This is a genomic window from Anabaena sp. CA = ATCC 33047, from assembly GCF_963870205.1.
Lineage (GTDB): Bacteria > Cyanobacteriota > Cyanobacteriia > Cyanobacteriales > Nostocaceae > Trichormus.
In genome coordinates, this window is sequence record NZ_CAWMSA010000057.1 from 287,533 (window position 1) to 307,993 (window position 20,461).

General features: G+C 44.3%; 17 protein-coding genes and 1 tRNA gene. 2 read left to right on the plus strand and 16 right to left on the minus strand.

The annotated features are described in order from the left end of the window. Positions 1-8: 8 nt before the first annotated feature. The 10 genes from AACS98_RS19240 to AACS98_RS19285 form a co-directional block, all read right to left on the minus strand. Positions 9-374 (minus strand): hypothetical protein, encoded by a 366-nt coding sequence (locus AACS98_RS19240; protein ID WP_066382802.1) that lies wholly within the window; start codon positions 372-374, stop codon positions 9-11. A gap of 235 nt (positions 375-609) precedes the next feature. Continuing rightward, positions 610-1,038 (minus strand): phage tail protein, encoded by a 429-nt coding sequence (locus AACS98_RS19245; protein WP_066382911.1) that lies wholly within the window; start codon positions 1,036-1,038, stop codon positions 610-612. Between the two features lie 50 nt (positions 1,039-1,088). Further along, the gene (locus tag AACS98_RS19250) at positions 1,089-2,264 is read right to left on the minus strand and encodes a phage tail sheath family protein (protein ID WP_066382804.1); all 1,176 of its coding nucleotides are present in this window, start codon (positions 2,262-2,264) and stop codon (positions 1,089-1,091) included. Positions 2,265-2,430: 166 nt separating this feature from the next. Beyond that, positions 2,431-2,979: a carboxypeptidase regulatory-like domain-containing protein gene (locus tag AACS98_RS19255; RefSeq protein ID WP_066382806.1), complete on the minus strand. Its 549-nt coding sequence runs from the start codon at positions 2,977-2,979 to the stop codon at positions 2,431-2,433. Positions 2,980-3,059: 80 nt separating this feature from the next. Continuing rightward, a complete protein-coding gene (locus tag AACS98_RS19260; RefSeq protein ID WP_066382808.1) occupies positions 3,060-3,239 on the minus strand; it encodes a hypothetical protein in 180 nt (59 codons plus the stop codon). A 44-nt stretch (positions 3,240-3,283) separates the two neighbouring features. Continuing rightward, complete coding sequence (locus AACS98_RS19265) at positions 3,284-5,086, minus strand: eCIS core domain-containing protein (protein ID WP_231867045.1); 1,803 nt, start codon at positions 5,084-5,086, stop codon at positions 3,284-3,286. 68 nt (positions 5,087-5,154) lie between these two features. Continuing rightward, on the minus strand, positions 5,155-6,969 hold the full coding sequence (locus AACS98_RS19270) for a TcdA/TcdB catalytic glycosyltransferase domain-containing protein (protein WP_084386940.1): 1,815 nt from the start codon (positions 6,967-6,969) through the stop codon (positions 5,155-5,157). Between the two features lie 103 nt (positions 6,970-7,072). Next, a complete protein-coding gene (locus tag AACS98_RS19275; protein ID WP_066382810.1) occupies positions 7,073-7,648 on the minus strand; it encodes a DUF4255 domain-containing protein in 576 nt (191 codons plus the stop codon). 154 nt (positions 7,649-7,802) lie between these two features. Next, entirely contained in the window at positions 7,803-9,926 is a 2,124-nt protein-coding gene (locus tag AACS98_RS19280) for an AAA family ATPase (RefSeq protein ID WP_066382812.1), read from the minus strand. A 574-nt stretch (positions 9,927-10,500) separates the two neighbouring features. Next, positions 10,501-10,573, minus strand: a tRNA-Val gene (locus AACS98_RS19285). Between the two features lie 107 nt (positions 10,574-10,680). On the opposite strand from AACS98_RS19285, the gene AACS98_RS19290 reads away from it, so the two are divergent. Then, positions 10,681-11,283 (plus strand): metal-binding protein, encoded by a 603-nt coding sequence (locus tag AACS98_RS19290; protein WP_066382816.1) that lies wholly within the window; start codon positions 10,681-10,683, stop codon positions 11,281-11,283. Positions 11,284-11,332: 49 nt separating this feature from the next. Next, positions 11,333-12,154 carry a nucleoside triphosphate pyrophosphohydrolase gene (mazG, locus tag AACS98_RS19295; protein WP_066382817.1) on the plus strand — a complete coding sequence of 274 codons (822 nt, stop codon included), beginning with the start codon at positions 11,333-11,335 and terminating at the stop codon, positions 12,152-12,154. A 13-nt stretch (positions 12,155-12,167) separates the two neighbouring features. Here the strand turns inward: mazG and AACS98_RS19300 are convergent, their stop codons facing one another. The 6 genes from AACS98_RS19300 to AACS98_RS19325 form a co-directional block, all read right to left on the minus strand. Beyond that, positions 12,168-13,637 (minus strand): aldehyde dehydrogenase family protein, encoded by a 1,470-nt coding sequence (locus AACS98_RS19300; protein ID WP_066382818.1) that lies wholly within the window; start codon positions 13,635-13,637, stop codon positions 12,168-12,170. Between the two features lie 351 nt (positions 13,638-13,988). Further along, a complete protein-coding gene (opcA, locus tag AACS98_RS19305; protein ID WP_066382819.1) occupies positions 13,989-15,365 on the minus strand; it encodes a glucose-6-phosphate dehydrogenase assembly protein OpcA in 1,377 nt (458 codons plus the stop codon). A gap of 71 nt (positions 15,366-15,436) precedes the next feature. Next, positions 15,437-16,966, minus strand: coding sequence for a glucose-6-phosphate dehydrogenase (zwf, locus tag AACS98_RS19310; protein WP_066382820.1), 1,530 nt, complete (start codon positions 16,964-16,966; stop codon positions 15,437-15,439). Between the two features lie 150 nt (positions 16,967-17,116). Then, a complete protein-coding gene (tal, locus tag AACS98_RS19315) occupies positions 17,117-18,262 on the minus strand; it encodes a transaldolase (RefSeq protein ID WP_066382822.1) in 1,146 nt (381 codons plus the stop codon). A gap of 213 nt (positions 18,263-18,475) precedes the next feature. Continuing rightward, positions 18,476-19,531, minus strand: coding sequence for a class 1 fructose-bisphosphatase (gene fbp / locus AACS98_RS19320; protein WP_066382823.1), 1,056 nt, complete (start codon positions 19,529-19,531; stop codon positions 18,476-18,478). Positions 19,532-20,038: 507 nt separating this feature from the next. After that, positions 20,039-20,323 carry an RNA recognition motif domain-containing protein gene (locus tag AACS98_RS19325; RefSeq protein WP_066382825.1) on the minus strand — a complete coding sequence of 95 codons (285 nt, stop codon included), beginning with the start codon at positions 20,321-20,323 and terminating at the stop codon, positions 20,039-20,041. Positions 20,324-20,461 lie beyond the last annotated feature (138 nt).

Below are 20,461 nucleotides of genomic sequence, written 5' to 3' on the forward strand. Positions count from 1 at the left end.
AGGGTAGCCTAGAATTCCCCCAAGGCTTGGATCTCAACAGTAAACTCTTGGTTGCAGTGGGGACAAATTGCAGTTTGCGATCGCACCCCATTAGCATTAATCTCGTTGTATAACTCCTGCAAGTAGGTCAAATCCGCAGCAAACAAACCTTCGATTATTTTTGGATTAATCGCTTCCAAGGAACCCAATCTTACAATTACCCGTGACATCAAAATCACAACTAGATAAGCAGGATTTGACTGCACGCGAGGGTCTTTGAGGGGAATAATTTCATCAGATGTCGTCGCTAACCGCATTACTCCTTGGCGATGCAAATTTCCTTCTTTGTCTACATAGCCCTTTGGTAATGTAAATTCATACTCAGTTTGGAACATGTTTATGATTCATCATTGGTTGTTTACTAGATTGGGGATTGGGGATAAAGTTCAGTAGTAAACCCATCACCCAATCTATGTTTGTCTGCGTTTATCTGTATGCCTCTCTAATTGATGTTGCATGATCTCGTTGTGTGATTTCTCAGATGAGGTTTTAGCTTCAAACATAGATGCACCGGACTTAGATTTTTATCGCCTGGTTCGTGAGATTTTCCCATGACTGATTTCTGAATACTTAAGCTGCTCTTTCTAATCTTTCACAACAAATTGTGATGCTATCAATGGCAACATCGTTTCCTTTAGCATCTAAGCTAGGTGCTTCGTACTGACTAGGCCAAGCATAGAAGAAATTCCAACGCACCTTTTCCTGTCCTGTATCGTCGAGAATAATGATTGAGCCATTCCGGCGTTGCACTTCGCCATCTACTGCTGCTTTATGCCAATCGTAGAGTTCGCGGGAATCGGTTAAGCCCCACTTGAGGGAGATTTCTGGGTAACTCACTAATCCCCGCAACTTGCGTACAGTGGTTAAGTCACCACCTTCACGATACTCTACTACTTCGACACTGGAACCAAAGCCACTACACTCATAAAACCCTGCTTGCACAATACCGTCAATTTCGACGAGAAAGCGAAAGTTGCGGTATGGATCAACTCTAGGCATAGCACTAAATCCTTTAATCTTTAACGTATAAACATTAATGCGACAGACCACTAGCTTCCAGTCATTTGCTGAATGCGGAAGATCACAAATTCGGCAGGTTTGACAATGGCGACACCAATTTCAGTGACAACTTGACCTAATTCCCTGACTTCTGGTGGATTGGTTTCCGCATCACACTTGACGAAAAAGGCTTGTGCTGGAGTCTCGCCAAACAACGCGCCATCACGCCACTGATTAAGTAGAAAATCACCTACTGACCGCTTTATACGTTGCCACAGTCCCGGATTGTTGGGTTCAAATAAAACGAATTGAGTACCTTCATCAATCGACTCTCGCAGAAAGTTTAAGTAGCGTCTAGTGCTAATGTAGCGGATCTCATTGTTATCTCCACCTAATGTACGCGCACCCCAAATCCTCATATTGCCATTGAAGGCGCGAATCACGTTGATACCAGCTTTGTTTAAATCTCCTTGATCTGCTCTACTCAATTGCCTTCCTAGACTCACTACACCACGAATTACTTCATTCGCAGGGGCTTTAAATACTCCCCGTTCGCCATCTACTCGTGCATAAACACCTGCAATATGTCCACTCGGTGGCTGAGAAATAATGTTTCCAGAAGCAGGGTCTGAGACATTAATCCAGGGAAAATAGAGGGCTGCATAATCGCTATCTTTGGTGGGTTGAGTGCCATTTTCACCGGAAGTAGCACCTTTAATAGCATCGACTGTCAAAGTACTGGGATTAGCTGTACCATCGAGGATTGCTACCCGATCTTTCATATCAGCACAGTGGTCAATGATGGCTTCTTGCTGAGTTTTGCTAGTGACTCCTGGTACTGCAACCATTGTAATTTCATCAATTGGTTTAAATTTATTTAAGGCATCTGCTAAATTAGTCAGATTACTACTAGCTGCAACCCGTATTACCCAACAACGTGTACCACCATTGTTGAAAAAGCCGTAAACCGCGTGAGCGAGGATAGAATTTGAGGCTTGGAAGTCACCAAAATTGTTTTTGAACTGTTCCCAACTAGTAATTAGTTGCGGTTCGTTAGCAGGGGCGACTTTCTGCTTTTCTGTTTCACTACCCGGTTTTAAGGGCATATCAACGTTATTCGGAACCACACCAATAAACCCTGCTGTTGAGGTTCCTACTCCAGCTATTGGTCTGGCTAATGGTTCAACTTCTTCAACGTAAACGCCTGGTGCTAGATAATTTGGCATACTGTTTGTCCTTGACCCGAATGCAGAATGAGAAAGTGATTAGTAATTTGTATGAATTTTTACTTTAGGTAATGATTAATTATTAATAGTATTAGTAGTATTAATCGTTGATGGTTAACTGATGATAAACTTCCCTATCATCATTGAACTGAGGCAGCAGTAGGCTTTAGGCTAGCTGGAAATTAATGGTTATTTGTTGTCCAGCAGTAAAGGTTGGTGTTTTTGTTGCAGTGGCAAAACCTCTGGCTGTAACCTCAAGTGTCTGAGTGCTAGCTGGCAACTCAGAAAAAAGATATTTACCTTCTTTATCAGTGACAGTTTGGATGCTACTACCACGCAACTTAATCATTGCTCCAGCTATGGCTTGATTATTATCTTGACGCGTAACTTTCCCCGTCAATTGAGTTGGTTGCAGCTTGATGTGTGCTTGAGGGTCAAAAATGGGTTGGCCATTTGTAGCATCAGCTACCCTGACTGCTATAGGCTCGCTAGTTCCGTAATATTTGCCCAACTGGGAACCAGAAATGACTAATTCATACTGCCCAACTGGTAAATCCAACAGATAGAAGGAACCGTCCTCACGAGTTTGAGTACGCAGATTTAGTTCTGTGACTGTTACCTGAATATCTGGAATTCCTTGTCTCGTAACAGCATTAGTTACAGACCCTGCGATCGCTACTCGGTGGCGAATCTCTTCTATTACTACGCTGGGCATAAAATCACCTAGAAATTACATAAATTTGCGCTTTTGTTGTCATAAATGATTAAACATAGAGATTGATTACATCCTACAGATTAAGTGAATCCTTGGATATGAGTTTGTCTTAAAACTACTGGATTTGTTACAAAACACAACAGTGTGGTAAAATTTGGTTCGTGTGCGATTGTTCTCATCAATTGCCACAAAATATTGTTGATAGGAAGCGATCGCAACCGATAATAAATTTTTTCCACTACTGGAAAAGCGATCACCATACAGGCTCATCGACCACTTTGAGCGCACAGATGCACTACTGCTGTCAGATGCTAGTAAAGCTAATATCTATACCTCCTCCCGATGTTGTTATGATTTTCTCAATGGTTTTCTCGATTTGGTCGAGGTGATCCATAAGGAAGTAGGGGCTGCTTCTCGCATTCGGTGTACCAAGGATGGCAAAAAATTCGTCCTGAGTCGGCCTCCACTCCTTGTCTGTGTCCCAGTCTTCGTTGTTGGGATAGGACATATACACAACCTCATTGGTCTCGTCGTTGATAACAGTGTCCCGCTTAATAGTGGAGATGGTCTTCAGAGCATCTATAACTTTGCTCTCCATACTTGGGTCTGTTTGGAAGTGCCACTTCGCTGCGAGTTGAAACTGCTGCCATAGGATCTCCGAGTTATTCAAACCCTTTTTTGCCTCCAAAGCCTTGTCATAGTAACTGGTGACTTTACCCGTATCCCGGTCTACATTCGCTGCGAAGTTCCATGCTGCTTTGATGGAGCCGCTAGAGATATCAAATTCATTGCTGTAGTTGCCTTCATAGATATCCGTTTTCACAGTTGGTTTAGATGATGTAAGGGGATCGTAGCCCTCTGTGTTCACCCTGTAGTTAGTAATACTGAGGGGTATTGGGTCTGTGTTGGAATAGTTTTCCCTGAACTTTTTGTCATAGTCACTGCGCTTGATTTTGTTTTTACTCTCCACATCCGCTTTCTTATAGATGTCCTTGTAGTCCGTAATAGTCTGCTGCAAGTTGTTCCAATAGCGCTGGCCTTTATCCTGATTGTCGTTGAAAGTATTATTTAGATGCTTCCAGATTGCATCACCCTTCTCGGAATCGGTTGTTTTGCCTAAGAGTACACTCGTGGGAAGCTTATTTGCTTTGAATTTGCCAATCAGAGTGCTATCGTCGGGCTTGGTAGTCTTCTTACTCTGTATCACAGAGGGAGGCGCAGACATCGTTGGCGTAATCAAGAGATTATTTGGCTGTCCACTACTTCCATGCTTCAACACCCCATCGGAATGCATTCTAAATGCGCCAATACCCTCGCCAAGGGTTTCCGATTTCCTCATAGCTGGGAACTGTAAACACTTCATATCGAAAGCTTTTGCCCCAATCACATCCGCTTCTCTTTCCAATACTCGATCATCATTAATCGCCACACCTTTTGCTTGCATCGTCGGCTTCACCCGCCCCTGTTTCTGCTGCACCACATGCCATGCTTCATGTGGCAAATGCTTTTCTTGTCCTTGTGCCATATAAATATCCGTACCCTGCGTATACGCCGATGCCTGCAACTGGGCGGGTTTATCGGAGTTATAGTGAACTTTCACGTCGTCCATCGATATACCAGAAAGATTTTCAATTCCCGCTTTCAGGTTATCCGGCAATCCTGTTTTATTTTGCTGCTGCAAACCGTGATCTGCTGGTTTTCCTTCAAAGCGTTGCCCACGACTTTCCCTCGCCATCTGCACCACTTGACTCACATGACTATTGCCAAATTGCTGTTGCATTTGCAGCATTAATTGTGGATTAGCCGCTATTTGATTCGCAGGAATATGACTTAGCATCTGTGCATGAACACTAGCATTTGGTATATTTACCAAAGCTGAAACTTGCTGCACCAGTGAATCTTGCTGATCTAAAAGACTCTCTTGTGCTTCCCATTCCTCCCTTGTCTGCGAATTATTTTGAGACTGAGGATGAGTTTGGTTTTGCTGAGATTTGGGCATTTTTGCCTCCTGATTTGTGAATAGGAAAAAAAGGAAAGTAAAAGCAAGAAAGCTATTTACATCCTTAGCCGTGTAAAAAATTAACCAAAATTCTTGATTTTTAAACAAAAAATTAGCTGGCAATAACTAAACTACAAGATTGCGTTACTACAATGAGACAGCTTACTTATCAATTTTTAGCTTAACTGTATATCTTCTTCTTTTGGTACCCAGGCATTATCTGATGCCCGAATAAACATGTCTGTGTCATAGGCAAGTTCCAGAAAAATTCTGAGCATTTCGGGGGAAAATTCGTTCTTTGTAGTTATACTTTTATAGGTTTCTTTATTCTGTCCAAAAGTTCCTATATTAACATTTTCTATTTTTGGAAAGTAACCACTCATGATTTTCTCTTGTTCTTCTCTTAAGTCTTGAAGTTGCTGTGCAGAAAGGGGTAAGGAGACTTGTGCCATTGCATCTGGTCCTGTGGCATTCATCACAGCTTCTTTGACAGACTTCGGGTCACGACTGAGTATTTGCTGCCGTTTTTCCTCATTTTTTACCTTTTTGTAAACTAATTCCAAATATTGCTGTATGTACTCGTTGTTAGCCGCAGCAGATATAGCGTCGTTAGAGAATGCCTCCGACCAATTTAATTTACCCCAACCAAGGCGCACACCTAAAGGTGCAGTCATATCCTTAAACTTGGCAGCATTTTCTCCTGGTTTGTTGTCAGAATCCATATAGGTTCCGCCTTCTATTTTCAATATTTCCAGGCGGACAATATCTGATAAAGCCCCGGTTGCGCCTACATTGACACCTTCTTCGTCCACAGTCGGTAGTCCTTTCGCCACCTTTTGCAGGCGATCGCTTCTATTGTACAATTCAGAAACTAGTCGAATGGTTACGCCCTGCTGTTTGAGATTGTCAAGGTCTTCAGAAGTTGCCTGTTGAGAATTCTCATCAAGCCATAAATTGATCCTAACACCCGGAACAGCTTGCACCCATTGCTGAATGTTTTTCTGTCTTTCCTCTGGAACCCTACCACCTAACCAGACAAAGTGCATGTTGTTGGGGATTGCTGGGGATGTATTGCCGGTTTTATGTCCGATATAACCACCTATAGCAGCACCCAAAGTCGCCCCCACCGGAGTAGTGATAGCACCCAAAGGTCCCATTAAAAAACCTAAAGCACCAAGTCCGCCACCGATAATCGCCCCAAGTAAAGCTCCTAGACCAATTCGTCCCCAATTTCCATTCATTTGGACTACATTATTGACAGGCGCTTGTTTTGGGCTACATTGCTGAAATTCATTTGCGGGAGAAAGTTTTTGATGTTGTGAGTGTGATATTTTTGCCCCCATCACATCAGCTTCTCTCTCTAATGATGAATCATTGTTAATTGCCCAATTTTTAATTTGCATGGTAGGGTGAACTTGCCCCTGCTTCTGCTGCACTACATGCCAAGCTTCATGGGGCAAATGTCTTTCCTGTCCTGGTGCCACATGAATATCTGTTCCCTGAGTATATGCTAATGCTTGTAACTGAGAGGGTTTAGAAGAATTGTAGTGAACTTTCACATCATCCATAGACATGCCGGCAAGATTTTCAATCCCAGTTTTTAACTTATCTGGTAATCCGGTTTTGTTTTCTTGCTGGACACCGTGCGCTGCTGATTGCTCATTCAACTTCGCTTGTAACGTCGTCTGTGGTTGCTGTGAAGTTTCTTGACTATTTTCCCTCGCCATCTGCACTACTTGACTCACATGACTATTCCCAAACTGCTGTTGCATTTGCAGCATTAATTGCGGATTAGCCGCTATTTGGTTAGCAGGAATACCATTCAATATTTGGGCATGAACACCAGCATTAGGTATATTTCCCAAACCAGAAAATTGCTGCACCAGTGGATTTTGCTGATCTAAAAGACTCTCTTGTGCTTCCCATTCCTCCCTTGTCTGCGAATTATTTTGAGACTTAGTAGGATCTTGGTTTTGCTTAGACTGGTGCATATTTATCCTCTTTATCCTCTTTAATTTATTGCTGCTCCTAGAGCCAACAAACAATTAGTAACAGTACACAGAAAGTTAAAAGGTTGATTTCTGCCGTGCTACACTAGGATTCTTGCTGATTGAGCAATTCCATTTTGATAACTTTCTCCATTACCAAATCAACTTCTACTGGTGTTGGTTCTACCGCAACTGTAATCCGGTAACTAAAACCTGCCTTCAAACGCCATTCATTTGCCCCCCAGAAATCCCAAGTATTAGGCGTATCTTGAGGTAGGGCAAACCAAGCACGAAGGGGACGCGATTGATTTCGCATTTCTCCTGCAAGTACCTCTTGGGGCAATACGGGATAGTTCACCAAAGCTTTCATGACATTGCCCAAAAGACGATGCTCGATATCGACATCCTTTGCCCACACTGTGATTTGGTAGGTTAAATCCATCCGTACCGGATCTCTGGTTTGAGTACCATTTGTGCCGTTGCGAGTAATGTAACGTTCTGGATCTCGAAATTCTAAATTCTCGCGAATGTCGTAAAGAAAACAGTTAATTGCAGGTTTATTTCCCAGTTGGTTTTCCCAATCGGTGTTGGGTCGCTCAAACATAATGTCGAGCGCACTAGGATCAATCGGCACCTTTTGAATTAGCAATTGTTTGAGAGTTTCGTCAAGGTCGTGGATCATTGCATATTTAGTAATGAGAGTCAGGAATGAAATATTTAGAAATTAAGGATTTTTTTAGCTTTATATTCTGTATTCTCACTGAGAAGTGACTTCTTTTTCTTCTATTCATCATAGTCCTTGGCCAGAAAATTAAGTTAAATCACCGAGGCATTATTTACGTTTCTTGATACCAAAACTCTTCTTCACTCACTAAGCGTCCCATTTTTTGAAACTCTCGTTTAGTTGCCTTCAGCAAATGTAACATCCCCACCGATTGATCCTGTTGTGCGGCGAGAAAAGCAGCAGCAAGGGCGATGTTGCGAATATTGCCCCCTGCTAGTTTGAATTTGCGTGCCAGTAGTGATAAATCTACTTCCTGGGATAAAGGAATTTCTTGCGGGAAAATACGCTGCCAAATTTGCAGGCGATATTCTTCTTCAGGAAAGGGAAACTCAACAATGAAACGAATTCTGCGAGTAAAAGCATCGTCAAGATTCTGACGCAGATTAGTAGTGAGGATAGTAATGCCTTGGTACTCCTCCATTTTCTGCAACAAATAGGCAACTTCTAAATTGGCATAGCGATCATGAGCATCCCTAACTTCCGATCGCTTCCCAAAAATGGCATCGGCTTCGTCAAACAAAAGAATAGCGTTGGTATTTTCGGCGGCGGTAAAAATGCGCTCTAAATTTTTCTCAGTTTCTCCGATATACTTACTAACAACTTGCGAAAGGTCAATTTTGTAGAGATCAAGTTGTAAGTCATTGGCAATAATTTCTGCTGCCATGGTTTTACCTGTACCTGGTAAACCGGAAAACAGTAAATTTAATCCTTTACCAAGGGATAGTTTGTTGGCAAAGCCCCATTGTTCATAGACAAGATGTTGATATTTCGCTTGATTGCAGATATCTTGTAGCTGTTCAAGTTGATCTGGTAATAGCACAATGTCATCCCAAACGGACTTTGGCTCAATCTTCTTGGCTAATGCTGCCAAATGATGACCAGATTGACCACGAGCCGCCGCCAACAGATGATCAGTAGTAAGTTGCATAGAGTCCTCAGCAGGAAATTCCTGTAGACTTTGAGCCGTCATATCCCAGGAAGCCTGATTGCAAGCAGTTACTACTGCATCAGTAATTTGGTCTGTTGTCAGGCGAAAGCGTTCTGCTAAGGCATCTAAATCATATTCAGTCATCTCCATACCCACTGCTGCTAAATTTTGCTGCCAATGGCGACGACGCTGGGCAAAATCTGGCAGGGTAAAAGCAATATTAATTACTCCCAAAGGTTTATTTTCAGAAGGAAACCACGGCTGTACACCCGATAATATTGTGACTCCAGGATATTCTGCTAATTGCTCAAATAAGGACTCACAGGAGCTATATTGCTCTTGGGTGCGTAGAGTATCCACTCCCTCTAAGTACAGTAAGGCATCCTGAAATCGAGCTTCCCGAAACAGTAGTTTTAGGGTTGATTGCCAGTTCACCTTCTCTAATGAGGCAAGAACAATATCTGCAATCAGTAAAGGGACACCAGCTTTTGCAGCTAAGGCTTCAGCAGTGCGGCGTTTCAATGTTTTCTGAGAGCCAGAAAAGTAGAATTTCCAGGACTGATGTCTATTCCTAGCTAGACTGACTAATATAGCTAATGTCTGTTGAATGTCCTGACTGATATGTAAATTGGCAGGATTAGTTTTTGGAAGCAAGAATCGACAGAAAGATGTCAATCTTTCATCTAGTCCCTGTTGCCCAAGGAGAAAACGGATAATTTGCGAGTCAAGTTTGAGATAATGGGACAGCAAAGGTGCTTGCAGTTGGCGGGAATCCGATAATAGGTGAAGCAAACTATGCTGGATCAAGGGAGCATCAGCACTGAAATAATTATATTTTTCTAGTTTGGTTGTTGGTGAAGAACAAAGTAGATTCAATGCTAAATCCAGTGTTGGTCGTTTGCGAGTGACATCATCTTGTAAATAGGCGTACAAACGTTCATATTTCAAGTCAATTTCTGGTGCTAAGGCAATCAATATGATGTCCAATTCAAAAGCCGATAGTTCAAAAGCTTGCTGCAACCAGACAAACCGAGAATTATGACTGACAAATTTTAGTTCAAGTTCACTACTAAATAGAGGCATTCCTGGTGGACGATTTAGCAGTTGCTGTATATCTTTTTGATTTATGTACAAACCTCGATAGGGGTCAGTTGCAGCCTCGGTTCCGTAGATAAATTGGGCTTGGGTTATGGCATTTTCTAGGAGTTGATCAACACGTTGCAGTGCCAAGAGCAGATCGTCAAACATGGCATTTTTACCACAGCCGATTTTTCAATTGACAATACCATTTGACCCCATGAGATGTACAACGCTGTAAATAAAGATTAAGAAAGTAAAAAAAATGTCCTTAAATACTGGAGCTATCCCGGATTTCTCACAGAAGACGGTGATTCCTCCCATCCCTTTAAGGGGTGGGAGGAATCACCGCCCGCCGTCTTGGGCATGGGGGAGACAGCAGCGTGGGCGGGTTTCCCGACTTGAGCGGACTGCCGTCATGGGGCATGGGGGAGGCAGTGCGGTCTTGGGGTCTCCCCAAGTGGAGCAACTGCCGTCATGGGGAAGAAATCCAATGCCCAATGCCCTATTCCCAATGCCCGCGAAATCCCCCGTGCTTCAGCCAGGGAATGAGCTTAAAGTGTTTATTATTACAAAACAGTTCCGTACACCTTGCTAATGTATAAAATTTATCCAATAACTTTAGGGTTAATGAAAGAATTAAAGATAGAATTGCAAAAATTATCCCAGTCACCGATGACAAACAATTAGTCACTGTACACTTGGCTGTACAGTGTGCAGTATAATTAGCAGTGTTGACTTGATATGGGTAGTACTGGACTCGAACCAGTGACATCCTGCTTGTAAGGCAGGCGCTCTACCAACTGAGCTAACCACCCGTTTGCGCTTTCCGTTTTGCGCTCACAGTTATATACTATAGCAAAAGATTTGGGATTGCGCTAGTATTTTTGAGAAAATTTTTGAAAATATTTTTGAGAATCTGTAAATGCCCTCTGGTCGGACGCACGATCGCATTACTTTATGGGCGTTGCCAGTGGTGGCGGGTGTGTGTTTGTGGCTGACTCGCTCTGGCAATGTGACTTTGTTGGTGGCTGGTGGGTTTCTGTTTGGCGGTTTGATGTTCGGCCCTGATTTAGATATCTACTCCCGTCAATTCCAACGTTGGGGGGTTTTGCGTTGGATTTGGCTACCTTATCAAAAAAGTCTCCGTCATCGTTCTTTTTTATCTCATGGGCCGATTATTGGCACGATGCTCAGGGTGTTGTATCTCAGCAGTTTGCTGGCTATCTTGGCTGTGGTGATTTTGGCTGTGGTGCAGCAGTTGGGGAATGTGTCTGTGAGTTGGCAAGATGTGGAGGGCAGTTTGGGGCGATCGCTTGCTAGTTACGGTACAGAATTTCTTGCCCTATTTTTAGGCTTAGAACTGGGGGCGATGAGTCATTATCTCAGCGATTGGGGGGGTTCGGCTTATAAGCGGTTTCGTAAGCAGGGGGTGAAGGGATTACTTTCTCGTGGCAAAATTAAGAAACGTAAAGTGATTAATCGGGGTCGGGGTTCTGCAAGGGGGAGGAGAGGAAAAAGAAGGTAAAATTTTAAACGCAGAGGTACGCAAAGGAAACGCAGAGGGGCGCGGAGTTATGGAAGTAAATGACAATCAGGTTGAGGTTTTGGCGGCGTTGCAGGGGTTGATTGAGGTGGTGGCTAGGTTGCGATCGCCTGATGGGGGTTGTCCTTGGGATTTGGCTCAAACTCCTGAAACTTTGATTCCTTATGTGATTGAGGAGGCTTATGAGGTCGTAGATGCGATTAAGCATGGTTCTCAGGCGGAGGTTGTTGAGGAGTTGGGGGATTTGCTGTTACAGGTGGTGTTACAGGCGCAAATTGCTAGTGAGTCTGGGCAGTTTTCTCTACAAGATGTGGCTGAGGGTATTTCCCAAAAGTTGATTCGTCGTCATCCCCATGTGTTTGGTGAGGTGTCGGTACAGAATGTGGAGGAGGTGCGGCAAAATTGGGAACAAATTAAGGCGGCGGAAAAGGGTGAATCAGCCGCAGATAGTCAAAAACTCAGTACAAAACTGGCTCGTTATGGACGGACTTTACCGCCACTGACGGCCGCAATGAAGATTTCCCAAAAGGCGGCGGCGGTTGGGTTTGAGTGGGACAATATTGATGATGTCTGGGCGAAGTTTCATGAGGAGTTACAGGAGTTTCAACAGGCTGTGGCTGAGGAAACGCCAGAACGTCAACAAGCGGAATTAGGTGATTTACTATTTGCAGTTATTCAGTTAGCCCGGTGGTATAATCTTGACCCCAGTGCAGGGTTACAAGGCACAAGTCAGCGATTTGTGCAGCGTTTACAAAAAATGGAGGCAGTCATCAACCGCCCCCTCTCTGATTACAGTTTGGATGAGTTAGATGCTCTCTGGCAACAGGCTAAAGCCCAACTTGCTCAAGAGTAGGAGTATATCCAATTTACAATTTGATGGTAACAGTCTTAACTTCGGTGTACTGTTGCAAGCCATATTCACCTAGTTCTCGACCCATACCAGATTGCTTAAAGCCACCAAAGGGTGCGGCGGGGTCAAATACGTCGTAGCAATTTACCCATACAGTACCAGCCCGGACGTTATTAGCGATCGCATGAGCTTTGCTAATATCTTTTGTCCACACGGCGGCTGCTAGTCCGTACATGGTGTTATTTGCCCGTTGAATGACTTCTTCAATGTCTCTGAATTTGATGATACTCATCACCGGGCCAAAGATTTCCTCTTGGGCTATCTGCATATCATCATGTACATCGGCAAACACTGTAGGGGCTATAAAGAAGCCTTTGTCTCCCACACGATTACCACCACATAACCTCTGCGCCCCTTGTCGCATCCCCGACTCAATGTAACTCATCACTTTGTCAAATTGGTCTTTGTCAACTTGGGGGCCTTGTTGGGTATTGCCATCAAAGGGATCGCCCACAATCCGATTTTGGGCTTTTTCTACGCTCTTAGCCACAAAATCGTCGTAACATTTTTCTTCCACAAACAGCCGTGAACCTGCACAGCAACATTGACCTTGGTTAAAGAATATGGCATCGTGTGCGCCTGCAATGGCGGCATCGAAATCAGCATCAGCAAACACAATATTGGGACTCTTGCCGCCCAATTCTAACGTTACCCGTTTAAGGTTACTTTTGGCAGCTGCCTCCATAATCAGATGCCCTACCTCAGTGGAACCGGTAAACGCGACTTTATCAATATCTCTATGGTGAGCGATCGCTGCTCCGGCGGTGGGGCCATATCCTGATAAAATATTCACCACACCAGGGGGAAAACCAGCTTCCACAATCAACTCTCCTACCCGCAACGCTGACAATGGTGTTTGTTCAGCCGTTTTGAGAACCACGGTGTTACCTGTTGCTAAAGCTGGTGCTAACTTCCACGCTTGCATCAACAAGGGGAAATTCCACGGGATAATTTGACCAACTACACCCACAGGTTCATGGCGAGTGTAACAGAAGTATGGGCCGCTAATCGGAATGGTTTTACCTTGTACCTTATCCGCCCAACCTGCATAATAGCGATAGCAAGCGATAACTAACTGCAAGTCACCTAATGAATCTTGCAATGGCTTACCGTTGTCTAAGGTTTCTAGCCGCGCCAATTCATCAATATTTTGTGCAATTAAATCAGCTAACTTATAAAGCAAATCTCCCCGACGCGCAGCTGATAGTTTTGCCCATTCGCCACTGGTGAAGGCGGTACGGGCTGCTTTTACTGCCTTATCCACATCTGGCGCATCTGCTTCTGCTACTGTGCAGATCACCTCACCTGTGGCTGGGTTAATTGTTTCAAATCTGCGACCACTAACGCTTTCTATCCATTCATTGTTAATTAGCAGTCGAGTTGGGCCAATTTTTACCTGTTGTTGTGGTTCCTTTGCTGTTACCATCAGGCCCTCCTGAAGCTATCAAAAATTTATTTAAAGAAATGTTGGGAGAAGTCCCCACCTATCAATTCTAAATAAATCCCCACATTTTAGGTGGGGATGAATCCCGACCAATAAATAAAACTGCGTAGCGTCCACCCTTCGGCAAGCTCAGGATACGACTTTGTATAATCTTGTGTGATCATAGTTGTTGGTTGCGACCCACCTGACTGACTCAGAGGCCACCCTTTGGGTATAAAGTATGTACTCGGCAGAGAGCAGGAAAGCCCAAAGCCCGCTATCTCGGAATAGGAAGATATGTACGGGCGAACGGCCGTTCGCCCGTACACGGCCGTTCGCCGTACTTTGTCTGCTTTAACTCTTCGCGCCTAACTTCAATGCTTGATCTATAACTGCTAGGCTGTCTTCAAACAGCGACTCACGACCCCAGCGTTGTACCTGTTGACTCAGCAGTGCTTCGGCTTTTTGTTCTGACAGGGAACTCACCTGCTGGAATAAACCCGGTGTTTGCGCGCCGCCGTGGGTTTCCATCCGCATACAACCCCCAGTTTCGGAGCAGATGACAGTACCACAATTTGCTTTGGTATTGGTCGAACTGAGGCGCAGGGCAATCAAATCACCCACAACCTCACCCACATCCGCAACTGGAACTCCTGCCAGTTCAGCTTCTACTTGTGTTTGGTCTTGGGCCACAAAGCGAATGCGGGTGATATCATAATCTCCACTTTCCTGTTCATAGGCAACTGGCAACCATTGCAAGCGACTTGCCAACCAACCTAAAAATAACAATGCTTGTGTTGGATTGCCTTTTTCGTAATCAATATTTACGTGGTCAATGTCTTTGAGAGACTCACGACGATGAGGAGGGTCGAAGGCTTGAGCTGTTAACTCTTGCCATGCGGAGAGTCTACGCCAGTTCAAATCAGCTAGCGGTACACCTGAGTCTACTAACTCTTGTAGGCTAAGTAAATCTGTTTCTGGGTCGTTAAAGTTGCAAGAATCAACAATAACGTTATTGCAAATCGCCGCCAATCGTTTAAACAAGCCGTTATTGGGGTCTGGTGTCGCCTTCCACCAGAGAAACTTGGGCAAGCCACCAATCAACAAGGCGGGAATCATGCCGCCTATCCGTTCCAAGGCGGTGGCAGTACCGGTGAGAGTAATGTATTCACAACAGATCAGGGTGCTGGCAGATTGCTTCTGCATCGGGCAGTAAGCAGAAACTTGCGCTTTCACCCCTTCATCTTCACCCGCAATCGGAAACAAGGCAATGATGCGGCAAGGGTTACGAAGGGCAATTTCGTCAGCAATGGTGGGGCTGCTGGCGTTAAAACTATGGGCAGTGTGTCCGTTGGTAGTTTCCCCTGTGCCGTTACCTTGACGTTTGGCGAATTCTTCCCGTAATTTATTCAGGGTTTCGGGTGTAGCGGTTCCTGTGACTGACAAGCCATATTTAATCTGCACTTGTCGCAAAGCTGCATCTGTCTGCGGGCCTAAAATGCCGTCGATGGGGCCTTGGTAAAATCCCAAAGCCGCCAATAAATACTGAGTTTCTTCGGGTTCGTAAACTACGAGGGTAAAAGTAGTAGCTCGTGTTGCCGCAGGTAAAGCACCATCTTCACCAGCGATGCCGTAACTTTGCCAAATTTGATTCAGTTCCGCTTCAATTTCGTTGAGCGAAATATCTTTGGGTGCCTGAAGTGAGAAAACTGTGGAAGCTTGGGAAGTCATAGAAAATTTGCCATTGTGTCAGTTGTTATTTGTAATTAGTCTTGGCATCACTCATGCTGAGTAACTAATTTTTAGAGTCTGCGCCAGCGACGACCGTCTTGATTAATCAACAGTTCTGCTTCTGCTGGTTCCCAAGTCCCGGCTTCGTATTGGGGAACAATGGCGGGGTCTGCGGGCGCATCCCACACGGAAAGGGCGGGAGTCACTACCTGCCAGGCTGCTTCTACTTCGTCGGCACGGGTGAATAATGTTTGGTCGCCCATCATACAATCAAGGAATAGGCGATCGTAAGCATCGGAAGTAGCTGCAATCCCAAATGAACCATAGCTAAAGTCCATATCCACGGAACGGGTGCGGAATTCTGCCCCCGGCATTTTCACATCAAACCGCAGAGAAATTCCTTCATTTGGTTGAATTCGCATGGCTAAAATGTTGGCGTTTCTCTGTTGTGTGGTGGATGGAAACATCCGCGAAGGTACATCCCGGAAATGGATGGAAATCTCACTGACTTTTTTCGGCATCCGCTTACCAGTCCGCAGGTAGAAAGGAACGCCTTGCCAACGCCAGTTATCAACCATAAATTTCATTGCTACGTAGGTTGGGGTTGTGGAGTTGGGATTAACTCCTGGTTCTTCTCGATACCCCGGTACTGGTTGCCCTTTCATCCAACCTGCGCTGTATTGACCGCGTATAGCTGAACGTGACAGGTTATTAACATCAGCTAGGCGTGTAGCTTGTAGAACTTTTACTTTTTCCGTGCGGATACTGTCGGCATCCATTGAGTTGGGTGCTTCCATCGCTGTCAGACAGTAAAGCTGCATCAGGTGGTTTTGCAGCATATCCCGCAATGCGCCGGATTTCTCGTAGTAGCCAGCCCGATCTTCTACGCCTACGGTTTCAGCTACGGTAATTTGTACGTGGTCAACAAACTGACGATTCCACAAGGGTTCAAATATCGCATTGGCAAAGCGAAAGACTAACAAGTTTTGAACTGTTTCTTTACCCAAGTAGTGGTCAATGCGGTAGACTTGGTTTTCTTGGCAATATTTCCCTACTACTTTATTGAGACTTTGGGCTGATGCTAAGTCTCGACCAAATGGTTTTTCAATCACTAGACGATTTTTGTAGGGGTCGTCTAGCATTCCGGCTGTCCCCAGTTGTTTGATAGCTTCAGGGAAGAAGTTAGGCGCAACGGAGAGGTAAAACATTCTGTTCCCTCTTGTTCCCCGTTGTTCGTCTAATTCGCTTAAGAAATTTTTAAGTTTTTGGTAGCTTTCAGGATTGTCTATGTCTCCAGGGCAGTAGAACAAACCTTGAGAGAAATCTTGCCAGAGTTCTTCGGGATCGACACCACCATGAACCTCTTCCATACCTTTCCGCAATTGTTCGCGGAAGTATTCGTGAGTCCACTCCCGACGCGCTACGCCGACAATAGTAGTTTCTGGGGGAATGCGTCTCTCCCGGCGTAATTTGTACAGTGCTGGTACAAGTTTGCGCCAGGTTAAATCACCAGACGCACCAAAGATGATGATGATTTGCGGTTCGGGCATCCCTTGCTGTTGCAAACCCACGCGCAAAGGATTTTCTAGGAGACTAACCATAACAGTTTTCGATTCTAGGTGGGAGGTTGGAATTGGGGATTGGGTACTGGGTACTGGGGATTGGGTATTAGGGGTTGAGCATCGATGCACTAAGTTTTTCCCCTCTGCTCCTTTGTTTTTTCCCAGTCCCCAGTCCCTAGTCCCCAGTCCCTATACTGGTGACAATAGCTTGACTTTGTTCTCTAAAGAGTTCATTAGGGACTGGAAGGGCTGTACAAATTTGTGAATGCCTTCAATTAATAGTTCATCCATGACATGATCAAGATTGATATTGATGTCAGGGTCTTTGAGGCTTTCTATTAATTGATAAGCTGATTCTACTCCTGTTTCTATACGATTAGCTACATTACAGTGGTCGGCGCAAGCGTCAATTGTCCCTGGTGGTAGAGTGTTGACGGTATCTGGGCCAATTAACTCATCGACATACATGACATCGCTGTAGTGGGGATCTTTGGTGCTGGTGCTAGCCCACAGTAATCTTTGCACTTTGGCACCTTTGGCGGCTAGGGCTTGCCAGCGACTATCAGCAATAATTTTTTTGTACTCTTGATAAGCAATTTTGGCATTGGCGATCGCTACTTTACCTTTGACAGCAGTGAGTTTGGCTTCTACATTCATATCATCAATGCCTCGTTTCAATTTGGCATCGATTTTGCTGTCAACGTTGCTGTCAATGCGACTCAGGAAAAAACTGGCAACAGAAGCTATTTTGCTAATATCTTTACCCTCTGCTACCCGTTTTTCTAAACCCCGAATATAAGCCCAAGCTGTGTTGATATAGCTGTCTACAGAAAATAACAGGGTAATATTCACGTTAATTCCCTCAGATATTGCCTGTTCGACGGCTGGCAATCCTGCTGCTGTACCAGGAATCTTAATCATCACATTTTCCCGGCCAATTTCTTGGAAATAACGCCGGGCTTCAGCTATTGAGGCTTGGGTGTCATTGGCGATGGTTGGTGGAACTTCGATACTCACATAACCATCTTGTCTATTCGAGGCTTCATATACAGGACGCAAGATATCACAGGCATTACGGATATCTGCAAACACTAGGGATTCATAAATTTTGTAAGTTGGTAATCCCGCCCGAATGCCTGCTTCTATATCAGCATCATAAATTGCATTATCAGCAATGGCTTTCTCAAAGATAGTTGGATTGGAGGTAATGCCACAAATTCCTTTGTTTTCAACTAAGTTTTTGAGTTCCCCTGATTGAATAATGTCTCGGCTCAAATTATCCATCCAGATACTTTGACCGTATTGTTTGATTTCTAATAAATGATTGGTGGCCATAACTTTTATTCCACTCCAATGATGATGTTTCTAAGTGAATTTGGCAAAAACCATCAAATAAAAGCTTTGATGGTAACTTTTGCATTTTGGCGTTGCCTATCACTTATTGCATCGGCCAGCTGAGATAATCTCTCATAGACACCTAAAAATTGCTACAGGGAGTCCTGAGTCTGAATGTTGGGTAAAAATCACTAGCCTCTAGCTGCTCAAACCTCACTTCTGGTGAACATTTTGAATAAATGACTCGACTTTGGCGACATCCTCTTTGCTACCAATAATTAGTGGGGTGCGTTGATGCAGTTTTGTTGGCACTACGTCTAATATCTCTACTAATCCTGTAGTAGCACGACCACCGGCTTGCTCAATTAAAAAAGCTAGGGGAGCAGATTCATACAACAAGCGCAATTTCCCCTCTGGTTTTTGAATTGTCCCTGGATACAGAAACACACCACCTTGCACTAAAATTCTGTGGATATCGCTCACCATTGCACCACTATAACGCGCGCTATAGCCTTCGGTGCGATGAACGTAACGGATGTATTCCCGCAAGGATTCTTCCCATTGCCAAAAGTTACCTTCGTTAACGCTGTAAATAGCACCGTGGTTGGGAATGCGAATGTTTTCTTCGGTGAGGATGAATTCCCCTAAGCTGGGGTCGAGGGTAAAGGAATGAACACCCCTACCAATAGTATAGACTAGCATCGTGCTAGGCCCGTAAAGGATGTATCCGGCCGCAATTTGGTTGCGTCCGTTGCTCAGGAGGTCTTTAGCTTGACCATCGCTGTCATCTCCTTGCTGTTGACGGATGGAAAAGATGGAACCCAAACTTAAATTCGTGTCGGTATTCGATGAACCGTCAATTGGGTCATACAGAAGGGTATAACGACCTATGGGGCAGTTTTCAGGAATATAGTAGGGTTGATCCATTTCTTCGGATGCTAGGCGACACACTAAGCCGCTTTGCTTAAACACGGAGATAAATACGTCATTGGCATAAACATCCATTTTTTTCACAGATTCGCCTTGGACGTTGACTTCTCCGGTAAATCCCAGAACGCCTTCCATTAACCCCGCACGGCTGAGGCGACGAGCAATTAGTTTGCCAGCCAGAGCAATACGATTCATCAGCGCACTTAAATCTTGTGCATCTGAGGAAAAACTCTGAAGCTGCTGTAGTACGTGTCGTGATAAGGTTGTACAATCACGATCTAAACCTTTGTCTGTAGCGTCGTACATAGATAACTCTAAAGATTCTGACGCTTTAGTCATTTGCTGTACTCCCTAGCGACTGGCTGTGGTTGGGACAGTAAGTTGATTGGTGGCAACTTATAGCTGCTGCCTCTATCTTAGAAAGGTAATTTGATAACCTCGATGTGATTTTAGATAAACTAAAGAAATTGATTTTTTCTGGCTGCTATGTTTGGGGCGATCGCTGTTGTCAAACCCAGATTTTGAGTATTAATACTTACTTTTTTGTACGATATCTAAAATTAGCTCCTAGGTGCTACTCTCACATTTCTGCTCACATCAGTCAATTAACCAACATTGCACTACCCGATTTCTTTTGACTTCAAGCCAGCAAAAATCAATGCTTATGTCCAAAAATGAGCAGTTCTAGCAAATAAAATCCGACAAGTTAGGTTCATGACCTACTAGATACTACTCGTCGGATTCAGGTGGATATTTATACTGCTTTGTCAATTGCGGATAGCAAATTTAATTCATTCGGCTGTTGTTAAGTGCCGCGACATTTGCTACGCTAGGAATTCACTTGAGTTAATAGTCTTTTTTTCTCCCCCAACTACCTTGTTTGTCATCTTCTCGCGGTTTGGCTTTGTTAACTTTGAGTTGCCGACCCATCCATTCTGCGCCATCTAATTCGCTGATAGCCGCATCTTCTTGGGAGTCATCAATCATTTCAACAAAGGCAAAACCACGCATACGTCCGGTTTCTCGGTCGGTAGGCAATACAATTCTTTTGACTTCGCCGTAATCTGCAAATACGGCTTTCAAGTCTGCTTCAGTAGCGCGGTAGGAGAGATTTCCAACGTAGATAGTCATGTGGGATCAAGTAATTTTCAACTAAAAGCGATACGTTCAGCGTTAAAAACAGATTGCAAAGTTTGCATAGTCTCTTTTTTGGTCACAGATGGTCAATGTTGTCGGGCAGCATTGAGATTGCTAGCATTATCTTCAACT